At 62.7% G+C, this 21,933-nt stretch carries 17 protein-coding genes; 9 read left to right on the top strand and 8 right to left on the bottom strand.

What is annotated here, in order from left to right:
- Window positions 1–38 precede the first annotated feature (38 nt).
- The 9 genes from HYX42_RS22710 (at window position 39) to HYX42_RS22670 (ending at window position 10,047) form a co-directional block, all read left to right on the top strand.
- On the top strand, window positions 39–659 hold the full coding sequence (locus HYX42_RS22710; RefSeq protein ID WP_293407527.1) for a hypothetical protein: 621 nt from the start codon (window positions 39–41) through the stop codon (window positions 657–659).
- A 42-nt stretch (window positions 660–701) separates the two neighbouring features.
- Complete coding sequence (locus HYX42_RS22705) at window positions 702–1,031, top strand: hypothetical protein (RefSeq protein WP_293407526.1); 330 nt, start codon at window positions 702–704, stop codon at window positions 1,029–1,031.
- 33 nt (window positions 1,032–1,064) lie between these two features.
- Window positions 1,065–2,000 (top strand): DMT family transporter, encoded by a 936-nt coding sequence (locus HYX42_RS22700; protein WP_293407524.1) that lies wholly within the window; start codon window positions 1,065–1,067, stop codon window positions 1,998–2,000.
- A 24-nt stretch (window positions 2,001–2,024) separates the two neighbouring features.
- Entirely contained in the window at window positions 2,025–3,308 is a 1,284-nt protein-coding gene (locus tag HYX42_RS22695) for a citrate synthase (protein WP_293407522.1), read from the top strand.
- Window positions 3,309–3,713: 405 nt separating this feature from the next.
- On the top strand, window positions 3,714–4,700 hold the full coding sequence (locus HYX42_RS22690; RefSeq protein WP_293407520.1) for a tripartite tricarboxylate transporter substrate binding protein: 987 nt from the start codon (window positions 3,714–3,716) through the stop codon (window positions 4,698–4,700).
- A gap of 260 nt (window positions 4,701–4,960) precedes the next feature.
- Window positions 4,961–6,763: a thiamine pyrophosphate-binding protein gene (locus tag HYX42_RS22685; protein ID WP_293407519.1), complete on the top strand. Its 1,803-nt coding sequence runs from the start codon at window positions 4,961–4,963 to the stop codon at window positions 6,761–6,763.
- A 2-nt stretch (window positions 6,764–6,765) separates the two neighbouring features.
- On the top strand, window positions 6,766–8,238 hold the full coding sequence (locus HYX42_RS22680) for an aldehyde dehydrogenase family protein (RefSeq protein ID WP_293407516.1): 1,473 nt from the start codon (window positions 6,766–6,768) through the stop codon (window positions 8,236–8,238).
- 64 nt (window positions 8,239–8,302) lie between these two features.
- Window positions 8,303–9,280 carry an ABC transporter substrate-binding protein gene (locus tag HYX42_RS22675; protein ID WP_293407515.1) on the top strand — a complete coding sequence of 326 codons (978 nt, stop codon included), beginning with the start codon at window positions 8,303–8,305 and terminating at the stop codon, window positions 9,278–9,280.
- Between the two features lie 89 nt (window positions 9,281–9,369).
- Entirely contained in the window at window positions 9,370–10,047 is a 678-nt protein-coding gene (locus HYX42_RS22670) for a nucleoside deaminase (protein WP_293407514.1), read from the top strand.
- Between the two features lie 212 nt (window positions 10,048–10,259).
- Here HYX42_RS22670 and HYX42_RS22665 read toward each other — a convergent pair whose 3' ends face one another.
- Genes HYX42_RS22665 through HYX42_RS22630 form a run of 8 tightly spaced genes read right to left on the bottom strand, consistent with a single transcriptional unit; the run spans window position 10,260 to window position 21,894 of the window.
- Window positions 10,260–12,158, bottom strand: coding sequence for a caspase family protein (locus HYX42_RS22665; protein WP_293407513.1), 1,899 nt, complete (start codon window positions 12,156–12,158; stop codon window positions 10,260–10,262).
- Window positions 12,145–15,969 (bottom strand): caspase family protein, encoded by a 3,825-nt coding sequence (locus HYX42_RS22660; RefSeq protein ID WP_293407512.1) that lies wholly within the window; start codon window positions 15,967–15,969, stop codon window positions 12,145–12,147. Before HYX42_RS22660 ends, HYX42_RS22665 begins: the two co-directional genes overlap by 14 nt.
- Before the next feature lie 23 nt (window positions 15,970–15,992).
- Window positions 15,993–16,784, bottom strand: coding sequence for an ABC transporter permease (locus HYX42_RS22655; RefSeq protein ID WP_293407510.1), 792 nt, complete (start codon window positions 16,782–16,784; stop codon window positions 15,993–15,995).
- Window positions 16,781–17,635 (bottom strand): hypothetical protein, encoded by an 855-nt coding sequence (locus HYX42_RS22650; RefSeq protein WP_293407509.1) that lies wholly within the window; start codon window positions 17,633–17,635, stop codon window positions 16,781–16,783. Before HYX42_RS22650 ends, HYX42_RS22655 begins: the two co-directional genes overlap by 4 nt.
- 5 nt (window positions 17,636–17,640) lie before the next feature.
- Window positions 17,641–19,449 carry an adenylate/guanylate cyclase domain-containing protein gene (locus HYX42_RS22645; RefSeq protein ID WP_293407508.1) on the bottom strand — a complete coding sequence of 603 codons (1,809 nt, stop codon included), beginning with the start codon at window positions 19,447–19,449 and terminating at the stop codon, window positions 17,641–17,643.
- A gap of 17 nt (window positions 19,450–19,466) precedes the next feature.
- The gene (locus tag HYX42_RS22640; protein ID WP_293407506.1) at window positions 19,467–20,324 is read right to left on the bottom strand and encodes a hypothetical protein; all 858 of its coding nucleotides are present in this window, start codon (window positions 20,322–20,324) and stop codon (window positions 19,467–19,469) included.
- Complete coding sequence (locus HYX42_RS22635) at window positions 20,321–21,316, bottom strand: MlaD family protein (RefSeq protein WP_293407505.1); 996 nt, start codon at window positions 21,314–21,316, stop codon at window positions 20,321–20,323. The genes HYX42_RS22640 and HYX42_RS22635 overlap by 4 nt, the downstream gene beginning before the upstream one ends.
- Complete coding sequence (locus tag HYX42_RS22630; protein ID WP_293407503.1) at window positions 21,313–21,894, bottom strand: hypothetical protein; 582 nt, start codon at window positions 21,892–21,894, stop codon at window positions 21,313–21,315. Before HYX42_RS22630 ends, HYX42_RS22635 begins: the two co-directional genes overlap by 4 nt.
- Window positions 21,895–21,933 lie beyond the last annotated feature (39 nt).

Raw genomic sequence — 21,933 nt, 5'->3', positions numbered from 1 at the left:
TTATTTTTCACTACCTTTTTCTCTTTTCTCGCGCCTAAATGTCAAAACTCAAACTTACCTTCGGTTGCTGGAACTACGACCGCACCCGTGCCCTCATGGACGGGAGCGTGCAGCCCGATGGCATTGACCTCAACTATCTCAACATGCCGGTGGAGGAAACCTTCTTCCGCATGCTCAGGCACAAGGAGTTTGACGTGGCCGAGATGTCGCTGTCATCCTACAGCGTGTCGATGTCGAGGGACCCGCGGCCGTTTGTGGCGATTCCTGTCTTTCCTTCCCGTTTCTTTCGACACTCGTGTATCTATGTCAATGCGAACTCGGGTATTCGCGAAGCAAAAGACCTGATTGGCAAAAAAGTTGGAAACCCCGAATACCAGATGACCGCACCAGTGTGGATTCGCGGCATCCTGTCCGATCACTACGGCGTGCCGGTAGACAGCGTGACCTATTTCACCGGTGGCGAAGAAGAACCAGGGCGCTCTGAAAAGATCAAGCTCGACCTGCCGCCCAATATCAAGGTGCAGAGCATTGGCCCCCAGCAGACGCTGGCCCAGATGCTGCTCGATGGCGAGATTGATGCGCTGTATACGGCGCGGATGCCGTCGAGCTTCCTCAAAGGCGGGGGCAAGGTCAAACGGCTGTTTGAGGATTACGAGTAGGTTGAGCGCAATTACTTCAGGGAGACGAAGATATTCCCCATCATGCACACGGTGGCCATTCGCCGCGATGTGTACGAAGCCAACCGCTGGGTGGCGCGCTCCATGATGAAGGCGCTTGAAGAGTCGCAAAAGCGCACCTATGAAGACCTGTACGAGACGGCTGCGCTCAAGGCCATGTTGCCCTGGCTGACATCGCACGTCGAACAGGTCAAGCGTGAGATGGGCGAAGACTTCTGGCCCTATGGTTTCGAGAAAAATGAGGAAACCCTGCGCACTTTCCTGCGTTACCACTTCGAACAGGGGCTCTCAAAGCGACTGCTGGAGCCTGAAGAGCTGTTTGCCCCCGAGGCGCTGGAAGCCTTCAAGATCTGACCCCGCTTCCGGGCACCGACAAGGCGGACCGGGATGTCTGATGCGCTGCTGGGTTATGCGCTGGCGCTGGGCGCGCTGCTGTTTTTTACCTCCGGCATTCTCGTCACCAAGATTGCATCCAGGCGCATAGATCTGGGCCTTGGCTTTCTGGTCGCGACCACCGTCAACGTCGTGTTCTCCGGCCTTGCGTTTCTTGTGCAGTTGTCACTGCGCCAGACAGGTGCGGGCTGGAATGCACACGCCTTCTGGATGTTTCTGGCTGCAGGTGTTTTTGCGACCTATTTTGGCCGCTGGTTTTTTTATGAAGCGGTGATCCGCTTCGGCCCTGCAAAGGCCAGTGTCTTCCAGATCAGCAGCCCGCTGTTTACCGCATTGATGGCCTGGCTGCTGATGGGCGAGCGCTTGAGTCTGCTGGTGGTGTTGGGCATTGTGATCACGGTGCTTGGGCTGATGCTGGTGAGTTATACGCCAGGATCTTTCATAAAAAAGATTCCTGCTGCTGTTGCTGTTGAGCAGGTACACGCAGGCCTGCTGCCGAAGTCCATTCTGGTGCTGGGCCTGGGCAGTGCACTGGCTTATGCGGTGGGCAATTTTCTCAGAGGCTGGGGTGTGCGCGAATGGAACGAGCCCGTGCTGGGCGGCTTTCTCGGTGCAAGCTGCGGCCTGTTGCTGCACCTGGCCTTCACCCCCGCCAAGATGCAGTTGCTGCAGCGCTTCAAAACCGCAAGCCGCAGCGGGGTGTGGCTTTACGCTGCGCTGGGCGTCTGCACGATCTCTGGCCAGATACTCGGCATTGCCGCCATGCGCTACATACCGCTGTCGATTGCGACGCTGCTTACGCTGTGTACGCCCATACTTGTGTTTCCCCTGAGTTACCTGTTGTTCAAAAATGAGGACGACATCACACCCACCGTCCTGGCCGGAAGCGGTCTGGCGCTGCTGGGTATCTTCATCATCGTGATGCGCTAAAGTCCGGCGGACGGGAGTCATTGCATGGACGATACGGAAAAGCTTCTTCGCCGCGACTACGCATCGGCCGCAGAGGCCATGAAGATGCTCAACGTGCGCGCGCAGACGCTGTATGCCTATGTCAGCCGCGGCTGGATACACAGCATTGCCCAGAAGGGCCAGAAGGAAAAACTCTACCTGCGCGAGGACATCGCGCGCGTTGAAATGCGCTCGCTGGCCCGATCAGGTCATGGCGCTGTTGCCGCATCGGCCATGAACTGGGGCGAACCCATCTTCCCCACCTCCATCACGGAGATCACGCCTGACGGGCCGCGTTACCGTGGCTGGCTGGCTGCGGACCTGGTACGGTCCGGTACGTCGTTTGAAGCGGTTGCAGAGTTGTTGTGGACGGGCGACCTCAACACCCGGACAGATGCCTGGCCCGTGCGCAAGCCTTCGGCAGAACTGGTCAGTCTTGCGCAAACCCTTGCATCCCTGCGCGCTGGCGACAACGTGCTCGAATCCTTCTCGCTGGTGGTGTTGCTGCTGGGCATGCGTCGCGGTTCGGTGCCTGACCGGCTGTCGCAAGGTCAAACCCTGCCCGCAGCACGCGAGATCATGCAGACTGTGGTGGCCTGTTGCGGCTTTATCGGGCTGACCCAAAAATACCGGCCCATGCAAAAAGGCCAGTCGATTGTCGAAGGCCTGATGCATGCGCTCGCGATTCCTGCCAGCGCAGAAAACAGTGAAGCCCTGCGCGCCATCCTGATCCTGATGGCCGACCACGAACTGCCGCCGGGTACCCTGAGCGCACGTGTGGTCGCTTCGGCAGGGGGCACCCTGCACAGTTGCCTTTCAGCGGCGCTTTGTGCGACGTCTGGCGTTGATGTGGGCCGCATGTACGACCGCATAGAGGATTTTCTGGGACAGCCGGGCAGCAAGGCGGTGCTGGTGAAAAGGGCAGGGCAACTTCACGCCAGAGGCCTGAGCGTACCGGGTTTTGGCCACCCGCTCTATCCCAGGGGGGATCCCCGCGCGGCCCAGTTGCTCGACATTGCCCGCAAGCGCACGCAGCAGACGCGCCAGACGCGCGCGATATTTCAATTCATCGACGAGATGCGGGCCGCGAGCGGTCTGTTTCCGCGCCAGGAGTTTGCACTCGTCGTTCTCGCGCGTGCCATGGGTTTGCCAACCCAGGCCCCGGCTGCACTGTTTGCGCTGGGGCGACTGGCCGGCTGGGTTGCCCATGTGCAGGAGCAGCGCGCAGCCGGCACCTTGCTGCGTCCCAGAGCGAAGTTCGTGGAGCCCAAGCCAGGCAAGCTGGCGTAAATCCTTGCTGATGCGAGGGCCGGCTCTAACAGAGGGCGGAATCTTCTTGCAAGTTCAAGTTCAAGCCGTGGAACCGGCTTCGCCGGGCCACAGGCGGGCGGCCCCCTCGGGGGGCGGAGAGCTACGCGCAGCGAGCGAACGTGGGGGCCATCAAATTTCCCGCCGGGCCGCCCCAAGGGAAATTAGCCCCCTCGGGGGGCAGCTGGTTATTGGGGTCAGACGCCAATTTCGCTGCGGTGCGATGCACCGCGCCCTTCGGGCAAGCCGCAGGCTTGGCGAATTTGGGCTCTGACCCCAAAAACCAGCGTGGGGGCCATCCTCACATTGATTCAAAGTTCAAGATTGAATCAATACGCGGGATTCACTACGATGCCTGCGTGTGCCCATAAATCAAGGAGACAAGACATGACCATCAATCGCCGCCAATCCCTGGTCGCAGGCTCTGCGCTCGCTGCCGGTGCCCTGCTCGCAAGTCCGTTTGCGCATGCGCAGGCCGACTACCCGAACAAGTCCATACGCATCATCGTGCCCTTGCCGCCGGGCGGCTCGAACGATGTACTGGCCCGTGTGCTGGGCCAGAAGATGTCCGAGTCTTTCGGTCAGCCGGTGATCGTTGAAAACAAGCCGGGTGCCGCAGGCAACATCTCGACCGAATACATGGCCAAAACCGAGGGTGACGGTTACACGATTGCCATCGCCCCCAACCAGACGGTGTCGGTCAACCCGGTGCTGTATCCCAAACTGCCATTTAATGTGAGCAGGGATCTCCAGGGCATCAGCCTGCTGGGCCGGGTGCCCATGGTCCTGGTGGTGTCGTCCAATGTGACGGCCAAAAATGTGGACCAGCTGATCACGCAGCTCAAGGCCAGGCCTGATCGCCTCACCTATGCGTCCGCAGGCTCGGGCAGCCCGCAGCACATGGCGGCGGAGGTGTTCAAGGCCATGACCGGAACGCGCATCACGCAAATCCCCTACAAGGGCTCTGCGCCGGCCATGATTGATGTGCTGGGTGGTGTGGTCGACATCATGTTCTGCCCGCTCAACACCGCACTCCCGCACATCCGCAGCGGCAAGATACGCGCCCTGGGTACTACAGGCACCAAGCGGGTGACCTTGCTGCCGGGCGTGCCGACGATTGCAGAGACGGTGCCCAAATACGAAAGCGACATCTGGATAGGCATGATTGCGTCCCGCAAGACGCCGCCCGCCATCATCAACAAGCTCAACGCAGAGCTGCGTCGCGCGCTGGCCACACCGGATGTCCAGAATAAGCTGGCCGAGCAGGGCATCTTTGCGGAAAGCAGCACGGCCGCGGATTTCGACAAATTGATCACCGCTGACCAGAAGCGCTGGGCTGCTGTGATCAAGGCCGCCAACATCGTTCCTGAATAAATGGTGCCCCCACGTTCGCTCGCTTCGCGTAGTTCTCTGCCCCCCGAGGGGGCTGGCCTTGCTTGGGGCGGCCCGGCGCTGCGGCCGTTGCCCCACGTTCGCTCGCTTCGCGTAGCTCTCTGCCCCCCCGAGGGGGCCGTCGCCTGCGGTCTGGCAGAGCCAGTCCCGCGGCTGGTGGTTCATCGCCACAAGTTTCCATTTCTCTGATTCCTCGTTCTTTCGTTCCCTAGATCTCGCAGACCTTTAATCCCTGGACTTTCATGACCGACCTTTCCAAACCGCCTCTACATTCCACGCCGGTGGTGCGCCGCGATATTCCACAACCATCCGTGCCTGACGAAACCGTCTGGGGCAGTGATGCCATTGCCGACATGATGCGGGCCATGGACATTCCTTATGTGCTGCTCAACCCGGGCGCGAGCTTTCGCGGCCTGCATGACAGCCTGGTGAATCACCTGGGCAATGAAAAGCCGCAGATGATCGTCGTGCTGCATGAAGAGCATGCCGTCGCCATTGCCCAGGGGTATGCCAAGGTCACCGGCAAGCCGCTGTGCGCCATCCTGCATAGCAATGTGGGTTTGATGCATGGCTCCATGGGCATCTTTGATGCGTGGACCGATCGCATGCCGGTGATCGTGCTCGGTGCTACGGGTCCTGTCGACGCCGCCAAACGCCGGCCATGGATTGACTGGATTCATACGGCGCAGGACCAGGCGGCGCTGATTCGCCACTTCATCAAATGGGATGCACAGCCCGCCTCGATACCTGCCGCACAGGAAGCCTTGCTACGCGCTGTGCAGATCGCCACCACCGCGCCGCAAGGGCCGGTCTATGTCTGTTTTGATGCCGCGCTGCAGGAGTCAAAGCTCGATGCACGGCCCAAACTCCCGGATTACGCACGCTACAAACCTGCGCCGCCTGCCCGGCCTTCAGATGAGTCGATTGATGAGGCTGCGGAATTATTGTCAAACGCACGCCGCCCGGTGATATTGATGGGCCGCGTGTCGCGCAGCGAAGAGGGCTGGGCAGACCGCATCAGGCTGGCTGAAAAGCTCAATGCCGAGGTGCTGACCGACCTTAAGGTGGGCGCTGCCTTCCCGACCACGCACCCCTTGTATGCCGCACCTGCGGGTACATTTCTGTCGCCAGGCGCGATGGCGGTGCTCAAGGATGCGGACGTGGTGCTCAGTCTGGACTTCACCGACCTGGCCGGCACGCTGAAACAGGCCTGGGGCAACGAGACCATTGGCAGCAAGGTCATCAATGTGTCGGTCGACCAGTACGTCCACAACGGCTGGAGCATGGATCACCAGGGCCTGCCGCCCATGGATATCTACATGATGTGTGAACCCGAGCCGGCGGTGAAGCTGCTGGCCGATCGTGTCAAGCCCCGCAAGCAGGTAGCGCATTCGCGGCTACCGGTACCTGCCGTGCCAGACCTGATCCAGGGCGCACCGCTGACGGTACCCATGCTGTCAAAGGCACTGAAAGCTGCCGTGAAGGGTTTGACGGTCAGCCTGATTCGCGCACCGCTCAGCTGGAGTGGCGAGATGTGGGATATCGAGCACCCACTGGACTACCTGGGCTACGAAGGTGGCGGCGGCGTGGGGGCCGGCCCCGGGGTTTCCATAGGCGCGGCACTTGCACTCAAGGGCACAGACCGACTGCCAGTTGCGGTCATGGGTGATGGTGACTACATGATGGGCGTCAACGCCCTGTGGACGGCATCCAATGCGCAGATTCCGTTGCTCATCATCGTCGTCAACAACCGCTCCTTCTTCAATGACGAAGTGCACCAGGAACGTGTCGCGCGCCAGCGCGGCCGGCCGGTAGAAAACAAATGGATTGGCCAGCGCATCAGCAACCCCGCGCCCGACCTTGCCATGATGGCCAGGGGCCAGGGCATGGAAGGCATAGGCCCCATAGAGACTGGCGCAGAGCTTGAGAAGGCCCTCGCAGAAGCCATCAAGGTTGTGCAGGGCGGCAAAGCCATTGTGCTCGACGTGATCGTCAGCACCGGCTACAGCGCGGCGATGACCGCAGGTCTCACACGCTCGGAGTAAACATGCGCGCAAAAGATATTCCTCCCGGCATATTGCCGACACAACGCGGCCTGTACTACGGCGGCGCCTGGCATGCACCCAAATCCGGTGTGCAGGCCGAAACCATCAACCCGACCTACAACGAAGCCATTACCAGCGCGCCGGTAGCCAATGCTGAGGATGTGGATGCCGCCGTGCAGGCTGCGCACGCCGCTTTCCCTTCATGGGCTGCCACGCCGCCGGTCGAGCGCGGGCGCTACCTGCGCAAGGCCGCTGCCGTGCTGCGTGAACACGCGATGCCACTGGCACAACTCGATTCCCTGAACAATGGCAACCCGGTGTCGGCGCTCGCGCATGACGCTGGTTTTGCAGCCGATTGCCTTGAATATTTTGCGGGTCTGGCCACGGAGATCAAGGGCGAGACCATTCCCATGGGCGATGGCAACTTTAACTACACCGTGCAGGAGCCGCTCGGTGTCGTGGCCCGCATCGTGGCCTACAACCACCCGTTCATGTTCGCGGCTGCGCGGCTGGCCGCACCGCTGGCAGCTGGCAACACCGTGGTCATCAAGGCGCCTGACCAGGCACCCCTGTCTACCTTGCGGCTGGCCGAACTGGTGGGCGATATCTTTCCGCCTGGTGTCGCCAACTTTTTGTGTGGTGGCCGTGAATGCGGTGAGGCGCTGGGCCGGCACCCGCTGGTGCGCAAGATCACGTTGATTGGCGGCGTGCCGACCGGCAAGGCCGTGATGAAGACGGCGTCAGACAACCTCAAACCGGTGCTGCTTGAGCTGGGCGGCAAGAATGCGCTGGTCGCTTACCCAGACGCTGACCTCGACAAACTGGTGAACGGCATCATTGCCGGCATGAACTTCACCTGGTCGGGCCAGAGCTGCGGTTCGACCAGCCGCGTGTTCCTGCACGAATCGATTCACGACCAGGTGCTTGAGAAAGTCATCAAGCTCCTGCCCGAGCGGCACAAGCCTGGCATCCCGACCGACCCTAAAACAACGATGGGCTCGCTGGTCAGCCGTGCGCAGCTTGAGAAGGTTCAGGGCTACGTTGCCAAAGGCATCGAAGATGGCGGCCGGCTGGTGTGCGGCGGCAGGCAGCCGGACGATGCAGCGCTCAAGGACGGCTTCTTTTATGAAGCGACCGTGTTTGCAGACATGAAGCCGAACATGCGCCTGGCGCAGGAGGAGGTCTTCGGCCCGGTGATGTCTGTCTTCAAATGGAGCGACGAAGACACACTCTGGAAAGACGTCAACGGCGTCGACTTCGGCCTGACCGGCTCGATCTGGACGCAGAACCTCAACACTGCCCACCGCGCCGCCAAACGCATACACACCGGTTATGTGTGGATCAACAATGCCAGCCAGCATTTCATGGGTGCGCCCTTCGGCGGCGTGAAGCAGTCGGGCATCGGCCGCGAAGAGTGTTTTGCAGAACTGATCGAGTTCACCTATACCAAGAACGTGAATCTGAAGTTCGGCTGACGTCCTGCACGAAGCGGTGGCGCTTTCGCAATCATTTTTATAACGCGCCGACAGAAAGCACCTCATGAAAAAAACCGCATCACTGCTGGCTGGTCTCTTCATTTCTGCCGCTGGCATGTCGTCGGCCGCAGTGGCGGAGCCGCTCAAGGTGGCAATCGTGTCGCGCACTGTGTTCTTCACGCCGCTGTGGATAGCGGCGGAGCGTGGTTTCCTGAAGGAAGAAGGCATAGACGCCGAGATCGTTCTTTACGACAACGCTGAAAAAATCAATGAAGACCTGAAGTCGGGCAAGGTGCAGGTGGCGATGGGGCCGCCTGAAAGCGTGATTACTGATGCTTACCAGGGCGGGTCGCTGCGTGTGGTCGGCGGTAACGCCGGCAAACTGCCGCACTTCATCATCACCAAACCCGGGATCAAGACACTGGCCCAGCTCAAGGGCACAAGGATTGGCGTACTGTCGCTGCAGGAAGGCACAACCCACGTGATCCGCGAGATCGCATCGGTGGCCGGCCTGAAGGCCACCGACTATGAGATCGTCGCTGTCGGCGGCGCCCCGACGCGCTGGCGCCTGCTGAAGGAAGGAAAGATAGACGTCGGCCTTCAACCCTTCCCGCTCAGCTATGAAGCAGTGGACGCAGGTTTTACCAACCTGGGCGCTGTGGCCGGCTGGATTCCCGACTGGCAGTTCACCAGCGTCAACGCGGACAGCAACTGGGCGAAGAGCAACCCGACGCTGATGGCAGGTTTTCTTCGGGCGCTCAGGCGCGGACAGGACGAGATTGCAGCCAGCCCCGACCTGGCGGTTGCCGTCGCGTCGAAACAGTTGCAGTCATCGCCCGCACTCACCCGCCGGGCGCTGGATGAGACCGCCAGGCTGAAGATCCTTGCAGATGACCTGTCTGTCTCGAAAGCAGGCATGAGCCGGGTATTCGGCTCATTGGTGACGGCGGGTGCATTGCCGGACGATGCGCGTTTTGATTTCGACAAAGTGGTCGACAGCACCTGGCTGCAGATGAGCCGGGTCCCCGCCGCCAGAAAATAGGGAGTGTGAAACCGGGTCGGGCTAGACTGTGTGGGACAGGGCATGCGCGTTCCGCGTGCCGGGCGCCCTGTGTCTGAAAGGCGGTTCTCATGAATGGCAACACTCCTCTTGTACATACCGGTTCCAGTCCCGACGGGGACGGTGACTACCTCGCGTTTTCCATGGTCAAACGCCGCAACTTCCTGGCTGCTGCCGCAGCGACTGCCGGTGGCATGGGCTCGGGTGGCACACCAGCGGCGGAGGCTCCGGCAGATCCACCGGTCCGCCTGGGCGGTGCGCGGGGTGTGACTTCGGCCATCACCGACCAGGACAGGGTCTACATGCGCGAAGCCATACGCGTCATGCGGCAGGTCGGTGTGATCGACCGGAGCGCTTTTCCTTTTGGCGCGATCATCGTCAGGGATGGCAAGGTGATCGCGACGTCCGGCAACACCGTGTGGAAAGACCGTGACCCGACAGCGCACGCCGAGGTCAATGCCATCCGCGAAGCTTGCCGCGCGACGGGCTCGATCGAGTTGCCGGGCGCCATCCTCTACACCAGCTGCGAATGCTGCCCCATGTGCTATGCGGCAGCCTACTTTGCGCGCATCGACAAGATCTTCTACGCCGCCGGCTGGCGCGATGCCGGGTTTCCCGACAGCAACTTCAACGTCTACGATGACATGACCAGGCCTTACCCGCAGCGCGTGCTGGCGCCGCAGCAAATGCTCAGGGAAGAAGGCAAGGCCGTCTGGGACGAATTTCGCAAGTTGCCGGAGAAGCCTTAGCCGCGCGGGCAGCATATTTGCTATTCTTTTCGTAGCTGTTAACGTGCGTATTTAAAGGGCTGCAGCCGTTTTAGGTGCCTGAAATGGGCAGTTTTCAGGCTTTTGGGGCCTGCCTGGCGCGTTTCCAGGCCTCCTGCAACCCAAAAAGGCCAAAATGTTAAGTTAAAACTTAACATTTTGGCCTTTTGATGTGTTGCGCCTGATTGCCGGTGCTAGCGTGTTTCCCGTATGGTTTTGACGGTGGCCGAGAAGCCTGCCGTGCAATACGCAGGGCGATTCCCGGTACTTAAACAATCGGCTTCTTCCGCATGGGCAGAGCGGCTGACGGCCAGCGCCAGTGCCTGCATGCCTATGGGCGAGACGGCCAGATCCAGGAAGGGCCCGGCCTCCTGCCCGACCAGCTGGCCTATGTCCCGCTGGTTTCTTGAAAAAATCACCATCAGGCGGTTGTCGCCTTCGGGGCCGCCAGCCACCAGCGGCCAGCTGGGGCGGGGCAGGTTCAGCGATTGCCCGGTGCTGACGCGGTTGTCCCGGTCGCTGGTGTTGGGGAACAGCATGACCGCATTCTTGCCGTCACCGGTGGCCTGAAAAACGTAGATGTAGCCATCTGCCGGGGCCTGCACCTTGATCTGCAGGTTTTCCCTGTCTATCTTCAGGGTGGAGGGTGCCTCCACCAGCAGCGGCAGGGCCTTGTCGCTGCGCTCTGCAATCGCGTCAAAGGCCTGCTGCGGGTTGTACACCTGCGGCCAGCCCTGCGTCGTCAACGCGCTGCTGAGGTAGGCCGACTTGGCACCAGCAGGGCGGTTGGCCAGCGTCCCCTGGGCAGCGCTGCTCAGCAGTTGCTCCTTGAAGGCGGCGCTCAGGTCGGCGCGAACAGGGCGGTAACTCAGGTCGCCGGTGATGGTCATGTTGTGCGGCTTGAATTGTGCGTTGCCTGCCAGCGCCATGTTGATGCCCTCCTGGGCGCAGGCCCGCAGTTCGTCCACTGTCTGTGAACGGCCCCTGCCGGTGGCCATGCAGCGCAAAAAGCTTGACGTGGCCAGCCCGCCGTTCTGCTCGTCGTCAAGTGACACCTCATTGAAGCGCGCAGCTGCAGCGTAGATGTATTTGTTGCCGACAGCGCGTGAGCCGCCGGGCGGCGTGCGCAGCATGTTGGCCACTTCGGCACAGTTGGAGGCGTCGGCGCGCGCCACAAACTTCGGTGTGAACCGCTGCTGGCCGCCGACAGCGCGCGTGGCGGTCAGGCCGCCGGAGTGGCAGGCGTCGAAAAACACAAACAGGTTGTCGGTGATACGCGCCAGGGGGCGCAGCAGCTCGGCCATTTCATTGCTGCTGAACAGGGCCTGGTCGTAGGTGATCAGACCTTCGAGGCAACTGCCTGGTTTGGACGGGTCGGCCGTGCGGCCGCCGTGGCCGCTGTAGTAGACGAGAACAGGTTCATCGGGTTTGATGTCTTTGGCGAGCTGCGCCAGCGTGGCGCTCATGGCGGCCTTGGTGACCTGCCTGTCGCGGTAGATGCTGACCCTGTCCTGCGATATGCCCATCAGCTGCGCCATGGCTACGGCACTGTCCATGTCGCGCGGCACGCCCTTGAGGGCGCTTATGCCGGTATTGGGTGCGTATTGCGAGATACCGAACACCACGGCATGCCCGGTGTTGGTGAGGGGCGGGGCCTCGGGTGCGGGTGCCACAAGTGCCTGCAGTGCGCTGAAAAGGCTGGGGGCGGACTGGGCTGGCGCGGCAGGGGCGGTGGCTGCCACCGGGGCTGGCGCTGCTGCGGGCGCCGTTGTAGCTGCTGCCGTTGCTGCTGATGGCGCGGCCGGATTGTCTATTTTTTCAATCACGATACGGTTCATCCAGCCTTCCTTGCCCTGGTAGCGCACCTTCCACCAGATGCCATCCCGCGCGAGGAACTCGACTTTTTCGCCGCGTGATACCGGGCCCAGCGATCTGGATGAAAAGCTGGCCTCGCTGTACATGTCGCCGCCCGGCCATCGGACCAGTCCGTACTCGGTCGCAGGCGCCTGGGCCTGTGTCAGTACGGGCACCGCCATCGCGATGACAAGCGCAGCCAGCAGGCAGCGCCAGGCCGAAGATTCAAGGTAGTGCATAGACGTTGACATCCTTTCCAAAATTCATCAGCAGTGGCTCCTGATTGAGCCTGATTTTTTGCGACAGCAGCATGGTTTCACGGCGGGCGTATTCGCCCAGTTCCTTGACCGTCACGATGCGGTCTGCATTTTTGTCGGCAACGCCGGTGCGCAGGCCCTTGAGCAGCGTGTGGGTGAACAGGCCGTTGCCTTCATAGCCGTCAAGGGCTTCTTCCGTAGCGCTGGCAGAGGCAAAAATATGCAGGCCCATGTTGCGGGCCAGCACGGCCAGGCGCGCGTCGTACAGGCCGCGCACCAGTGAACTGGCGCCGCCGGCATGGCAGGTGTCAAGGATGACGAGCTGGTTGAAGGCCTTGATGCGGCGGGTGGCTTCAAGAATGTCGCTGGTCGAAAAAAGGCTTTCTTCGCGTTCCTTGCCGTCCCAGTCCTGCAGCACGATGCCGTAGGCGGCGTTGTTGTCCAGCGTGCCGTGGCTGGCCACATACCAGACCAGAATATCGTTTGAACGGACCTCGCGCTGCAGGTCTGCCAGCGCCGCATCCAGGCCCGCGCGGGTGGCCTGCTGGTTCTGCACCATGCGCACGATCACGGGGGAGTCACGATAGGTCGCGCCCAGCCGCTCGCGAAACGCGCTGGCAACATCCGTTGAGTCCTTCACACCGTTGGCCAGTGTGGGCGCCGCATTGGCATTTTTGAAAATATCGATGCCGACGGCCAGTACGAAGATGCGCGGCGCTGCTGCGGTGCCCGCCGCCTGCACGGTATGCGTCACAGGCCGGGCATTGAGGTTGCCGGCGCCGTTGAAACCGACGACAGAAAAGACGTTCTCCCCGGCAACCAGTTCCACATCGACCTGGCCGTCCAGCTGCTGCAGGACTTTCGGGGTGCTGGCGGGATCCTGCTGAGCCTGTACGGCCAGGCGCAATGCGCGGGTGACCGCCTGCTCTGCGCGTGCGGGGCTCTGGGCCTGCGCGGTCACGGCCGGGCCGGGCGCAACGCCATCTGCGGGGCGGCTTGCCAGCCCCGGGCGCACAACGGCACGGTTGAAGACTTCCAGCAGCTTGCCGTTGTGAAGCACCCGGACCTCACCGACGCCGCCGCCCTGTGTGTCTGCGCGAAAATCCAGCCTGATCTTCTGCCCGGCCGTGAGCGCACCTTCGGGCTTGCGCAATGCGACCTGGGGTGGCGGTTGCTTCAGCGCGTCCTGCAGCGTCACCGTGATGAGCGGCGCGATGGGCTGGCCTGCCAGTCTGCGTTCGACGATGTCGGGCCGGTAAAACACGTCATAAAATTGGTCAATGCCGTAGACCTTGCCGTCCATGCGCACATTCACCCAGCGGTCGCCCTCCTGTGATGCGACGAAGTAGCCCTCGGGCGTGATGGTGATCCACTCATCATTGTCAAAGCGGATCATGCGGGCGATCTCGCCGCCATCTGTGCCCGACAGCAGGCGGATGGCGCCATCAGATGAACCGGCCGCCAGGCGCTTGTCGCCCGCCATGAAGGTCAGCAGGTGCGGGCTGGGTGAGGGCAGTTGCCTGCTCCAGCGTGGAACAGGTTCACTGCTCGCTGGCCAGTCCCAGAGCAGGGTCCAGCCTGCGGTGTCTGATGCCGCGATCATTTTTCCGTCTGCCGTCAGCGCAAGGGCCTTGACCGGTCGCAGGCTGGCCGAGGCCTTGACGAAATACTTGCGAGCGTCCTGGCGGATGTCCCAGACCGACAGATTGGTGCCGCCATTGGTGATGGCCATCTGGCCCGAGGGGTGTGCCACGATCAGGTCGACCGTGATGTTCACCGCCATGTCCCACTTGCGCAGAACCCTGCCGTCCGCCAGGTTGACGGCCAGCAGCCATGCCTGGTGCGCCATGTCGTAGGGAAGGCCCGTGGCGGTGCCCGTGACCCACAAGGTGCGCTCGTCTGCCGAGATGGCCATGGCGCGAACAATGCCGGGCATGGCAATGTCGTGCCGGTGCATGCGTTCACCGGAGGTCAGGCGCTCCTGTACAAAAACGCGCGGCGTCAGGGGTGTCGCGGTGGCTGTCGGTGTTTGCCCGCCCATGGGAATGCCGGCTATGGCGGTGAAGCGCTGGCCTGGCGACTGAATCATGATGTCGGTCCGGTAAGACCCCGGCCCAAGGGCTGCTGCATCTGCTGCCTCGGCAGGTTTCGGGGCGACTGAACCCCCGGCCGGCAAAAATATGTCGCCGGGCTTTCCGTCCCAGGGCTCGTAACCAAAATGGTCGAACTGCAATTCACCTTTCTCGTCTGCAGTGGCCTGGCGCAGCAGGTGGGTGCGCAGCGGCGGCAGCAATATCGTCGTGGGGAACAGCGGGGCCACCGAAACAAAACGACCCTGTGCATCAAGCGACAGATCCCCGGGCACGCCGCGCTGCCAGTCGATGATGCGCTCCAGCCGCCCGGTTTTGAGGTCCCACATGGCCGCATGGTTGACGGGGCTGAGCATGCCCCGCGGGCCGTACAGCGTGTCGATTCGTTGCACGCGTTCAGGCGTCCAGTCGCCGGGTTTGCCGAATTCATCGCGCAACTTTGCTGCCTGCAGGTAGTTGTCCTGGGCGGCGATTCTGGGCCTGCCGTCAGTGGCAACCAGCCGGTTCAGCCTGTCGCTGGCGCGGATCTGGCGCGGCGACAATCCCCGGCCCTCAAGTGTGTGCACCAGACGCAGTGTTTGTGAATTGTCAAACTCGTAGACGCGCACTGCTTCGTCCCACAGTGCCAGGGCAACGCGGGGGTTGGCGTTCTGGGTGTTCGGCGCAGAGACCGCCGGAAAATCAAGGCTGCCGCGCAGGAAAGGCGTGCCGCCGCGTGCGTTGCGCTGGTTGCGCACATTGGCCAGCAACGAGCCATCGGCAACGCGCCAGAGGCGCAGGGCTTCATGCTCGCTGACGGCCCGCAGGTTGCCAGCCAGCATGATGGTGGTGTCGATTTGCGCAGCCGAAGCCAGCAGTTTCCCGTCGGGTGAAAATGCCAGCGCAAATACATTTCCGGAATGGCCTTTGAGCCGCCTGATCTCGCGGCCTGTGCCGGTGTCCAGCAGCACAACATCGCGGTCGGTGGAGCCCATGATGGTCCCGTGTGCGACGGCAAGCACGGTGCCGTCCGGCGACAGCGCCAGCGAAGAGATGGACTCGGAAAGTTTCGCAAGCAGTACGGCAGGCCCGCCGCCGGCCAGGCTTGTCATCACCACGCTGCCATCGCGGCGCGCAACGAACGCCTTTTGCTGGTCGGCCGACAACACCATGGTGGTGTAGTTGGGCGCGCCGGCAGGGTTTTCTCCGGCCAGCAAGGGCACTATTGTCTGCACGGCCCCGGCCTGGTCTGCAGACCAGCGGCGCAGGCCGTCCTGTTCGCCCAGTGACCATGCGCCACGGGAGTCGGGTGTGGCCACGACGGCCAGGACCTGGCCCTTGTGGCCCTGCCAGTTCTGCACCGCCTCACCTGTGACCACGCGCGACATCACTACATCGTTGCCCGAGCGCGCGCCGCCAGACGATATGAGCATGTTTCCGTCAGGCGTAAAGGCAAGACCCATGCACAGGCCTGTGTGTCTGTGCACTTCACGCAACTGCCGGCCGGCCAGCGCATCCCAGGCCACGACGAGGCCCGCACCATCGCATGTGGCGACGCGTTGACCATCCGGTGAAAAGCGCACCATGGTCGCCATCAGGGAGTTGCCGGTCTGCACGAATACTTCGGCAGCCCCAGTTCCGGCGCCTGCCGGCACAGCCGTCTGTGCCGCCGCAGCGTACGTGGCCGTCGTGCAGACAGCCGCGCAGAGTGCATGCCGCCACATCCCGGGAATCTTCCTGATGGCGGTCACCACCATTTGACGAAACCCAGCAGGTTGATGACCCAGTCCAGCGCGAGCAGCATCGCAAGCACCGCGACTGAACTGATCATCATGGCGCGCAGGCCGAGCCGATGCGCATCCACGCCTGCTGCGGTGTTCTGTGTGCCCGGCCAGGCGTAAAGCATGGTGGCCAGGCTGCAGGAAAGGCCCAGAAGAAATGCGGTGAGCAGGCTGCGCAACCAGCTCCACGGTGAGACCAGGCTGAACACCGCATCTGCCGCCTGCCTCAGGTCGCCTATGGCCAATACAAATGAGGCCAGGAACCCCGAAACCAGCGTCAACGCAATGATGAGAAAGCTGGCAGCAGCGACGACAAGCGCATGCGCAGCCAGCAACGGTACCCCGGGATAAGCCGCCGGTGAAGCCTGCAGGTGTGCCAGCGCAGCGAACTCGCCCCGGGCATGGCGCTGTGACAGTTCCAGCGCCAGCGTGGGTGCCCTCTGCATGGCCAGTGCTTGCGCCGCAGCCATGGGCGCGCCGTAAATCACCCACACCGGCCACAGGGTCGCAAAAGCACTCGCGGCAGAGCCGCCGAGTGCCGAAGGCAACGTGACGAAAAGAAGGACGCCCACCATCAGGGAGATCACGATGGCCGCGGGCATGAGTTCTGACAGCAGTGTGTCGCGTTCACGCCGCATCAATGCGCGTGGCAGCGGCAATTGCCAGTGTTTGCGGTGCAGCCAGAGTTGCACCAGCGCGGCGCCGCGCAGCCGCGCCGCGGCGTGCAATCTTGTGAGGCTGGTTGCGTCAGCGTTCATCTGGCCCACTGTCTGATGGTTTCTTCTTCAGGCCGCTCGGCGGACAGGGCCCGCCACAGCAGCAGCGCATCGTGCGGCAGTGATTCGCTCTCAAGCGTGACCGCGTGCGCAACGCGTTGCGGAAAACTGGCCGGCACGGGCCCGATTTTTTTGCGCCGCTCGTCGGTGTTGTCGATGATTTTGAAGCGCCCCATGCGTGATGTGCCGTTGGGGTCGGAAAGCACTTCCGCACGCCATTCATAGTCGCCGGCCGGGAGCTCTCCAGGCACTGTCCATTGAAGCGCCGACGTCACTGTCTGTGCCGATATGGCCTGTGATTGGGCAGGCGTGACGGTGACCCGCACGCTGCTGCCACCGGCCGCCTGCCACAGCAGCGTGGGCTGTGCATTGAGCACATCGACGTTGTTGGGGCTGACGATGCGCAGCGCAGCGTTGCCGCGCATGACAACGGCGCCCAAGGCCATGCGTTCGCGTTGGGCCGGCTCAAGTTTGGCCATGGCCTGTGATGCGGGTGCAGGCACGGCTCGCGCCCTGGGGGCAGCGCCCTGCAATGCGGATGGTTTGTCAGCCTGGAGGCGGTAGCGGCCGGGGCCGGTGAATTGCCATTCCTGTGAGCTTGGCAGGTAGACCAGCGTGACAGCTGCCCCTGCAGGCAAACGCAGTTCTGTATCGGCAGGCAGGTAGTCGAGCAGGTTGAGGCGGGCAGTTTTGCCGGCGGCGGTGACTTCCACATCGCCCGTGCGGTCCAGCACCATGGCCAGCCCCTGCGCATGAGCGATGCCCTGTGACAGGCAGGCCAGCGCCAGAAGCAAGCTGACGACGTAAGGCTTGAATATACCGGTGCGTTTCATGGCGTTTACCTCGCGATCAATGTGTAGGCAGGCAGGCCGTGGCCCGCATCCTCGGGCAGGCGTTCAAGGCCCGTATGGCCGACGCTCTCGGCCACCTGCGCCGACACCAGCACCCTGAACCCGGCGCTGCTTGCGGCGCTGGCGGCGTTTGTGGCGAGTTGCAGGGCCTGGTCAACAGCCTCACCTACCAGAACAAAGGGGCTTGACTTTTTCATCGGCACCTGGCCTGTCACCACCGGGCCGGCGGCAATGCCTATGGAAAGCTGCGGAAGTACGCCCTGCGCATCTGCGACGGCGGCACCCCAGGACGCCCGCGAACGCGTGATGGCGAGCGCGGCTTCCAGCGCAGCACGCTGGGGGTTACGCAGCGGCAGTGGCGCGCCAAAGTAGGCCAGCACGCCCGTGCCCTGAAAGCGGTCCACCATGCCGCCGGCGCGCTGCACGGCACGCTGTACCGCATCGAAGTAATGCGAGAGTGCGCGCAGGGCAGTGTCTGCATGTGCATTGGCAAAGACCGCATGCTGTTCGGGAATCTGTACCCACATCACTGCTGCCTGCTGGCGCCGTGGTGCCAGTTCGCCCACGCCGCCGCTGAGGTCTGAAGCCAGCACGCGTTTAAGGAGTCGCGGATTCACGTGGCCCGCAAAGGCATGGGTGATGCGCGCACGCTGGTGCGCAAGCCGCATGGCCTCCAGCCCCTGCCTCGCCATGTAGGCCAGCTTGGCCGACAGCAGCAGGGCAGCCGGCGAGAGCGCATAACCCAGCCACAGTGCATAAAGGCCAATGGCGGGCAGCATGGCAAACAATGTCCAGTAGGCCAGGTTCTTTTTGAAGCCGTACCCGAACCAGCACAGGCAGACCAGTGCCGTCAGCGCCGACACCACCCAGCGCGGCACCACCTCTATGTAGCCATTGTTGAGCGCCGACCGCAATATTTGCGCATGCAGCATCACACCGGGCACGCGCGTGTTGCCGGGTTCTGCCGCATACAGTGCGACCGGCACGCGCAGGCGGTCTTCAAGCGGCAGCACCACACCTACCAATACGGGCTTGCCGCCAAAAGTGGAGCGCAGCTTTTGCACATTGCCCTCGGCCTGCCACTGCAGCACCTGCGCCATCGATACGGTGGTGAAGGCGTCGCCGGTGCGGTAGTCGATCAGGCCCTGGCCGCGCAGCGGTGCACCAAGTTCGGCCGCCATTTTCTCGGCCAGGCCCTGGTGGTTGCCGCTGCCGCCGCATTGCGCCGACATCACGCGGCGCACCACCGAATCCTCGTCAAAACACACCACCGCAGAAGCCAGATTCTGCGCACCGATGAGCGCCACAAAACCCGGGAAGATGGCGCGCGGCTGCAGGTCGTCGTCCAGCGTCTGCGCCACCACCAGCTTGAGTTTGCCGCGCGCCTGCAGCAGCGGCAGCATCAGGCTGCGGTCTATGTCGGGCACCACGGCATTGAATGACTTGGACGGCAGCACGATGTCCATGCCCATCACTGAAGGTTGCGCTACCACCATCGCGTCAACCAGCGCGCCCAGGCGTTTGTGCCACAGGGCAAAGGGCTCGTCGAATGCGCGAAAGCTCGTTTCATCGGCGGCGATGATGACCACATCGTTGGCGACCGGCTGGTGCGTGATGTGCCTGAGCAGCTTCAGGCTCTGGTCGTAGAGCTTCCATTCTGCGTATTGAAAACCCGCCCATGACTGCACCAGCAGGGCCACCAGCAAGACGCCCACATAACCTGCAATACCCACGCGGGGACCGCCTGCGATGAGCCAGAGCCCGACCTGCCTGATGCGCGCCTTGAGCCAGTCCATGCCGTGCCTGCTGGCTGTCAGTTGGCCTGCGCGCCATCGCGCAAGGCCTTGCCGGCCGATTCAGCCCGGTCTGCCAGCAACTGGTAGTGCCTGGCGCTGTCGCTCGCACCTGCTGCGGCGTGTGCCTGCGACAGCAGCCTGAGATCGAGAAGTACGCGTTCGGCGAGACCCAGGGCGCGGTCCAGTTGCAGTGCTTCCGATGCAACTGCCAACGCGGCGCCCGGCTGCTGCAGGGCGAGCTGTGCCTGTGCCTGCAGGCGCAATGCATTGGCACGCTCTGCACCGGCTTGCGGTTTGAGCGTGGGCGGGCTGCTGGCTGCCAGCGCCGGCATGGCCAGTGCCTGAGCGGCGAGCTGCAGTGCGGCGGCTGGCTGTTGTTGTGAGAGGGCCGAACGTGCGCGCAGCACCATCAGCGCATCGGCGTCGGGGCAAGTTGCGCCGCACAGGGCTGATGCACTGGCCAGTTGCCGGTCGGCCATCGCGGTATTGCCCTGGCCCAGGTAAATCGCCGCCGCCCGCCCATGCGCCGTGACCAGCGTGGCGCTGTCCAGTGCTGAAGGCTCGGCCAGCACCTTGTTGACGGCAACCAGGGCTTCGGTGTTGTTGCCTGATTGCGAGGCGATGCGCGACAGGCTCAGCAAGGCGCCAGCCCGGCCTTTCACGTCGTCCAGCGATTCATAAACGTTCAGCGCACGCGTGTACTCGTGCCTTGCGCCGCTCAGGTCACCGTGCGCAAAAGCGTTGGCGCCGCGCTGCATGCTGGCCTGTGCAAATGTGGCAGCCGGGTTGCTGGCTGGAGGTCTGGTTCCGCATGCGACGAGCAAGGTTGCCAGCAGCGCAGGCAGCATGAAGCGCGTGAAGGGCTGGCGCTTCATTTGCCGCGCCCTTCAAAACTGTCCAGCGGAAGCGTTGCGGGCTCTGCCGGGCTCGCCGCGCCTGAAAACGGCCAGCTGCTTTTGAGGCCTGTCGTGATCTCGGCCGCGTCCTGCGCTGCTGTGCGACCCGAACGCACGATGGCAGGTATGTCGTTGCGCGATTCACGCAGTATCTGCCTGACATCGGCACTGGCGGACTTTGCGTTTTCGAGCGTGTCTTTGGTCTTGTCCAGCGCCTGCGGCAAATCATTGTTCAGGGTCTTGAGCAAACCCTGCACCTCGCCGACGACCTTGGCGCGGTCGCTGTCGATATTGCCGACCAGCACGCGTGCGCTTTCGCTGGTCTGCCTGAACTGCCCTGACATCGCCTGTATGTTGGCCAGCGTGGCCGTCATTGAACTGCTCAATGTCTGGCGCATGGCTGCGGCCTCGTTGGTCAGCTTGCGTGTGTCATCCAGAATGGGGTCTATCTTTCCGAGTGCGATCGAGAGCTTGTCGACCGCCACCTTGACGGTCGCCATCACGTCGTCGAGTTCGTTGCCTGCGTCCACCGGCAGGGTCTGCCCGCCGGCCAGCCGCTGGCCTTCGCGTGAGCCGGGCAGCAGTTCGATGAACTTGCCGGCAATCGGACTGTCGCGCCCGAACTTTGCGCTGGCGTTGGCGCCCAGCAATTCCATTTTTTCGGTTTCTATGCGCAGCCGTACGCGCACGCTGAGGTTTTTTTCAAGCCTGATTTCATCGACCTCACCGATCTTGAAACCCTTCAGGCGAACCTGCGTGCCTGCCTGTATACCGCTGGCGCCGGCGACTTCAATGTAGACATGCGAGGTCGGCGTGAACCAGCCCTGGCGCCATGCAGATGTGAGCACCAGAAACAGGGCCGCCACGATGGCCAGTGCCAGCCATGCATGGCCCGGGCTTTTGCGTGTGCGCAGCGCGAACTCCTGCATGTCGGGCTCTGGCGTCATGGCCGATGAGGGTAGGGTGCTCACGCCTGAAACTCCTTTAGGGCGTCGCGCAAGGTGGCTGCACGGACAGGGTCATGTGTTGCCCACACCAGCGTCCGCCATGGGTACTGCCGCGCAAAACTCCGGCTGAAGCGTTGTGCCTCCAGAACTTTGTCGTCCCACTGCGCCGCATCAATGACCAGCACATCCGGGTCTGCCATCATTGCCCGGCCGACTTTTGCCTGCATCACGGCGTCAGCAGTGGCCGTGTCGGGGAACACGCTGGACCAGACCGGCCAATCTATAGGGCAAGCGGCACTGGCAAAAAGGCTGTCAATTTCAGGTATCAGGTGGCGGGGCAGGCTGCCGTCGTAAAGCGCGGCTTCAAGCGAGAGGTTGTCCTGCAGGGTGAGGTCGGCCACCAGTGTGCCGCCTGCCAGCCTGACGGTGATGTCCAGCCTCTGGTCCAGCGCCTGGATGCTTGACGCCATGGACGCTTCATCAGGCCAGCTTGCAAGCAGTACGCCGCCATGGTCAAGGCAGACCATCCCGGCGCCCAGGCGTACCCGGCCCGACAGCACGGGAACTGCTGCGACGGCGGAACCGGTTGAAGGCATGGTCATCATTGCTCGCGCCTGCGGTGTACAGAGCTTTTCGAGACG

Source organism: Polaromonas sp. (assembly GCF_016185115.1).
Classification (GTDB): Bacteria; Pseudomonadota; Gammaproteobacteria; order Burkholderiales; family Burkholderiaceae_C; genus Polaromonas.
This window is presented reverse-complemented; position numbering and strand designations above follow the sequence as displayed.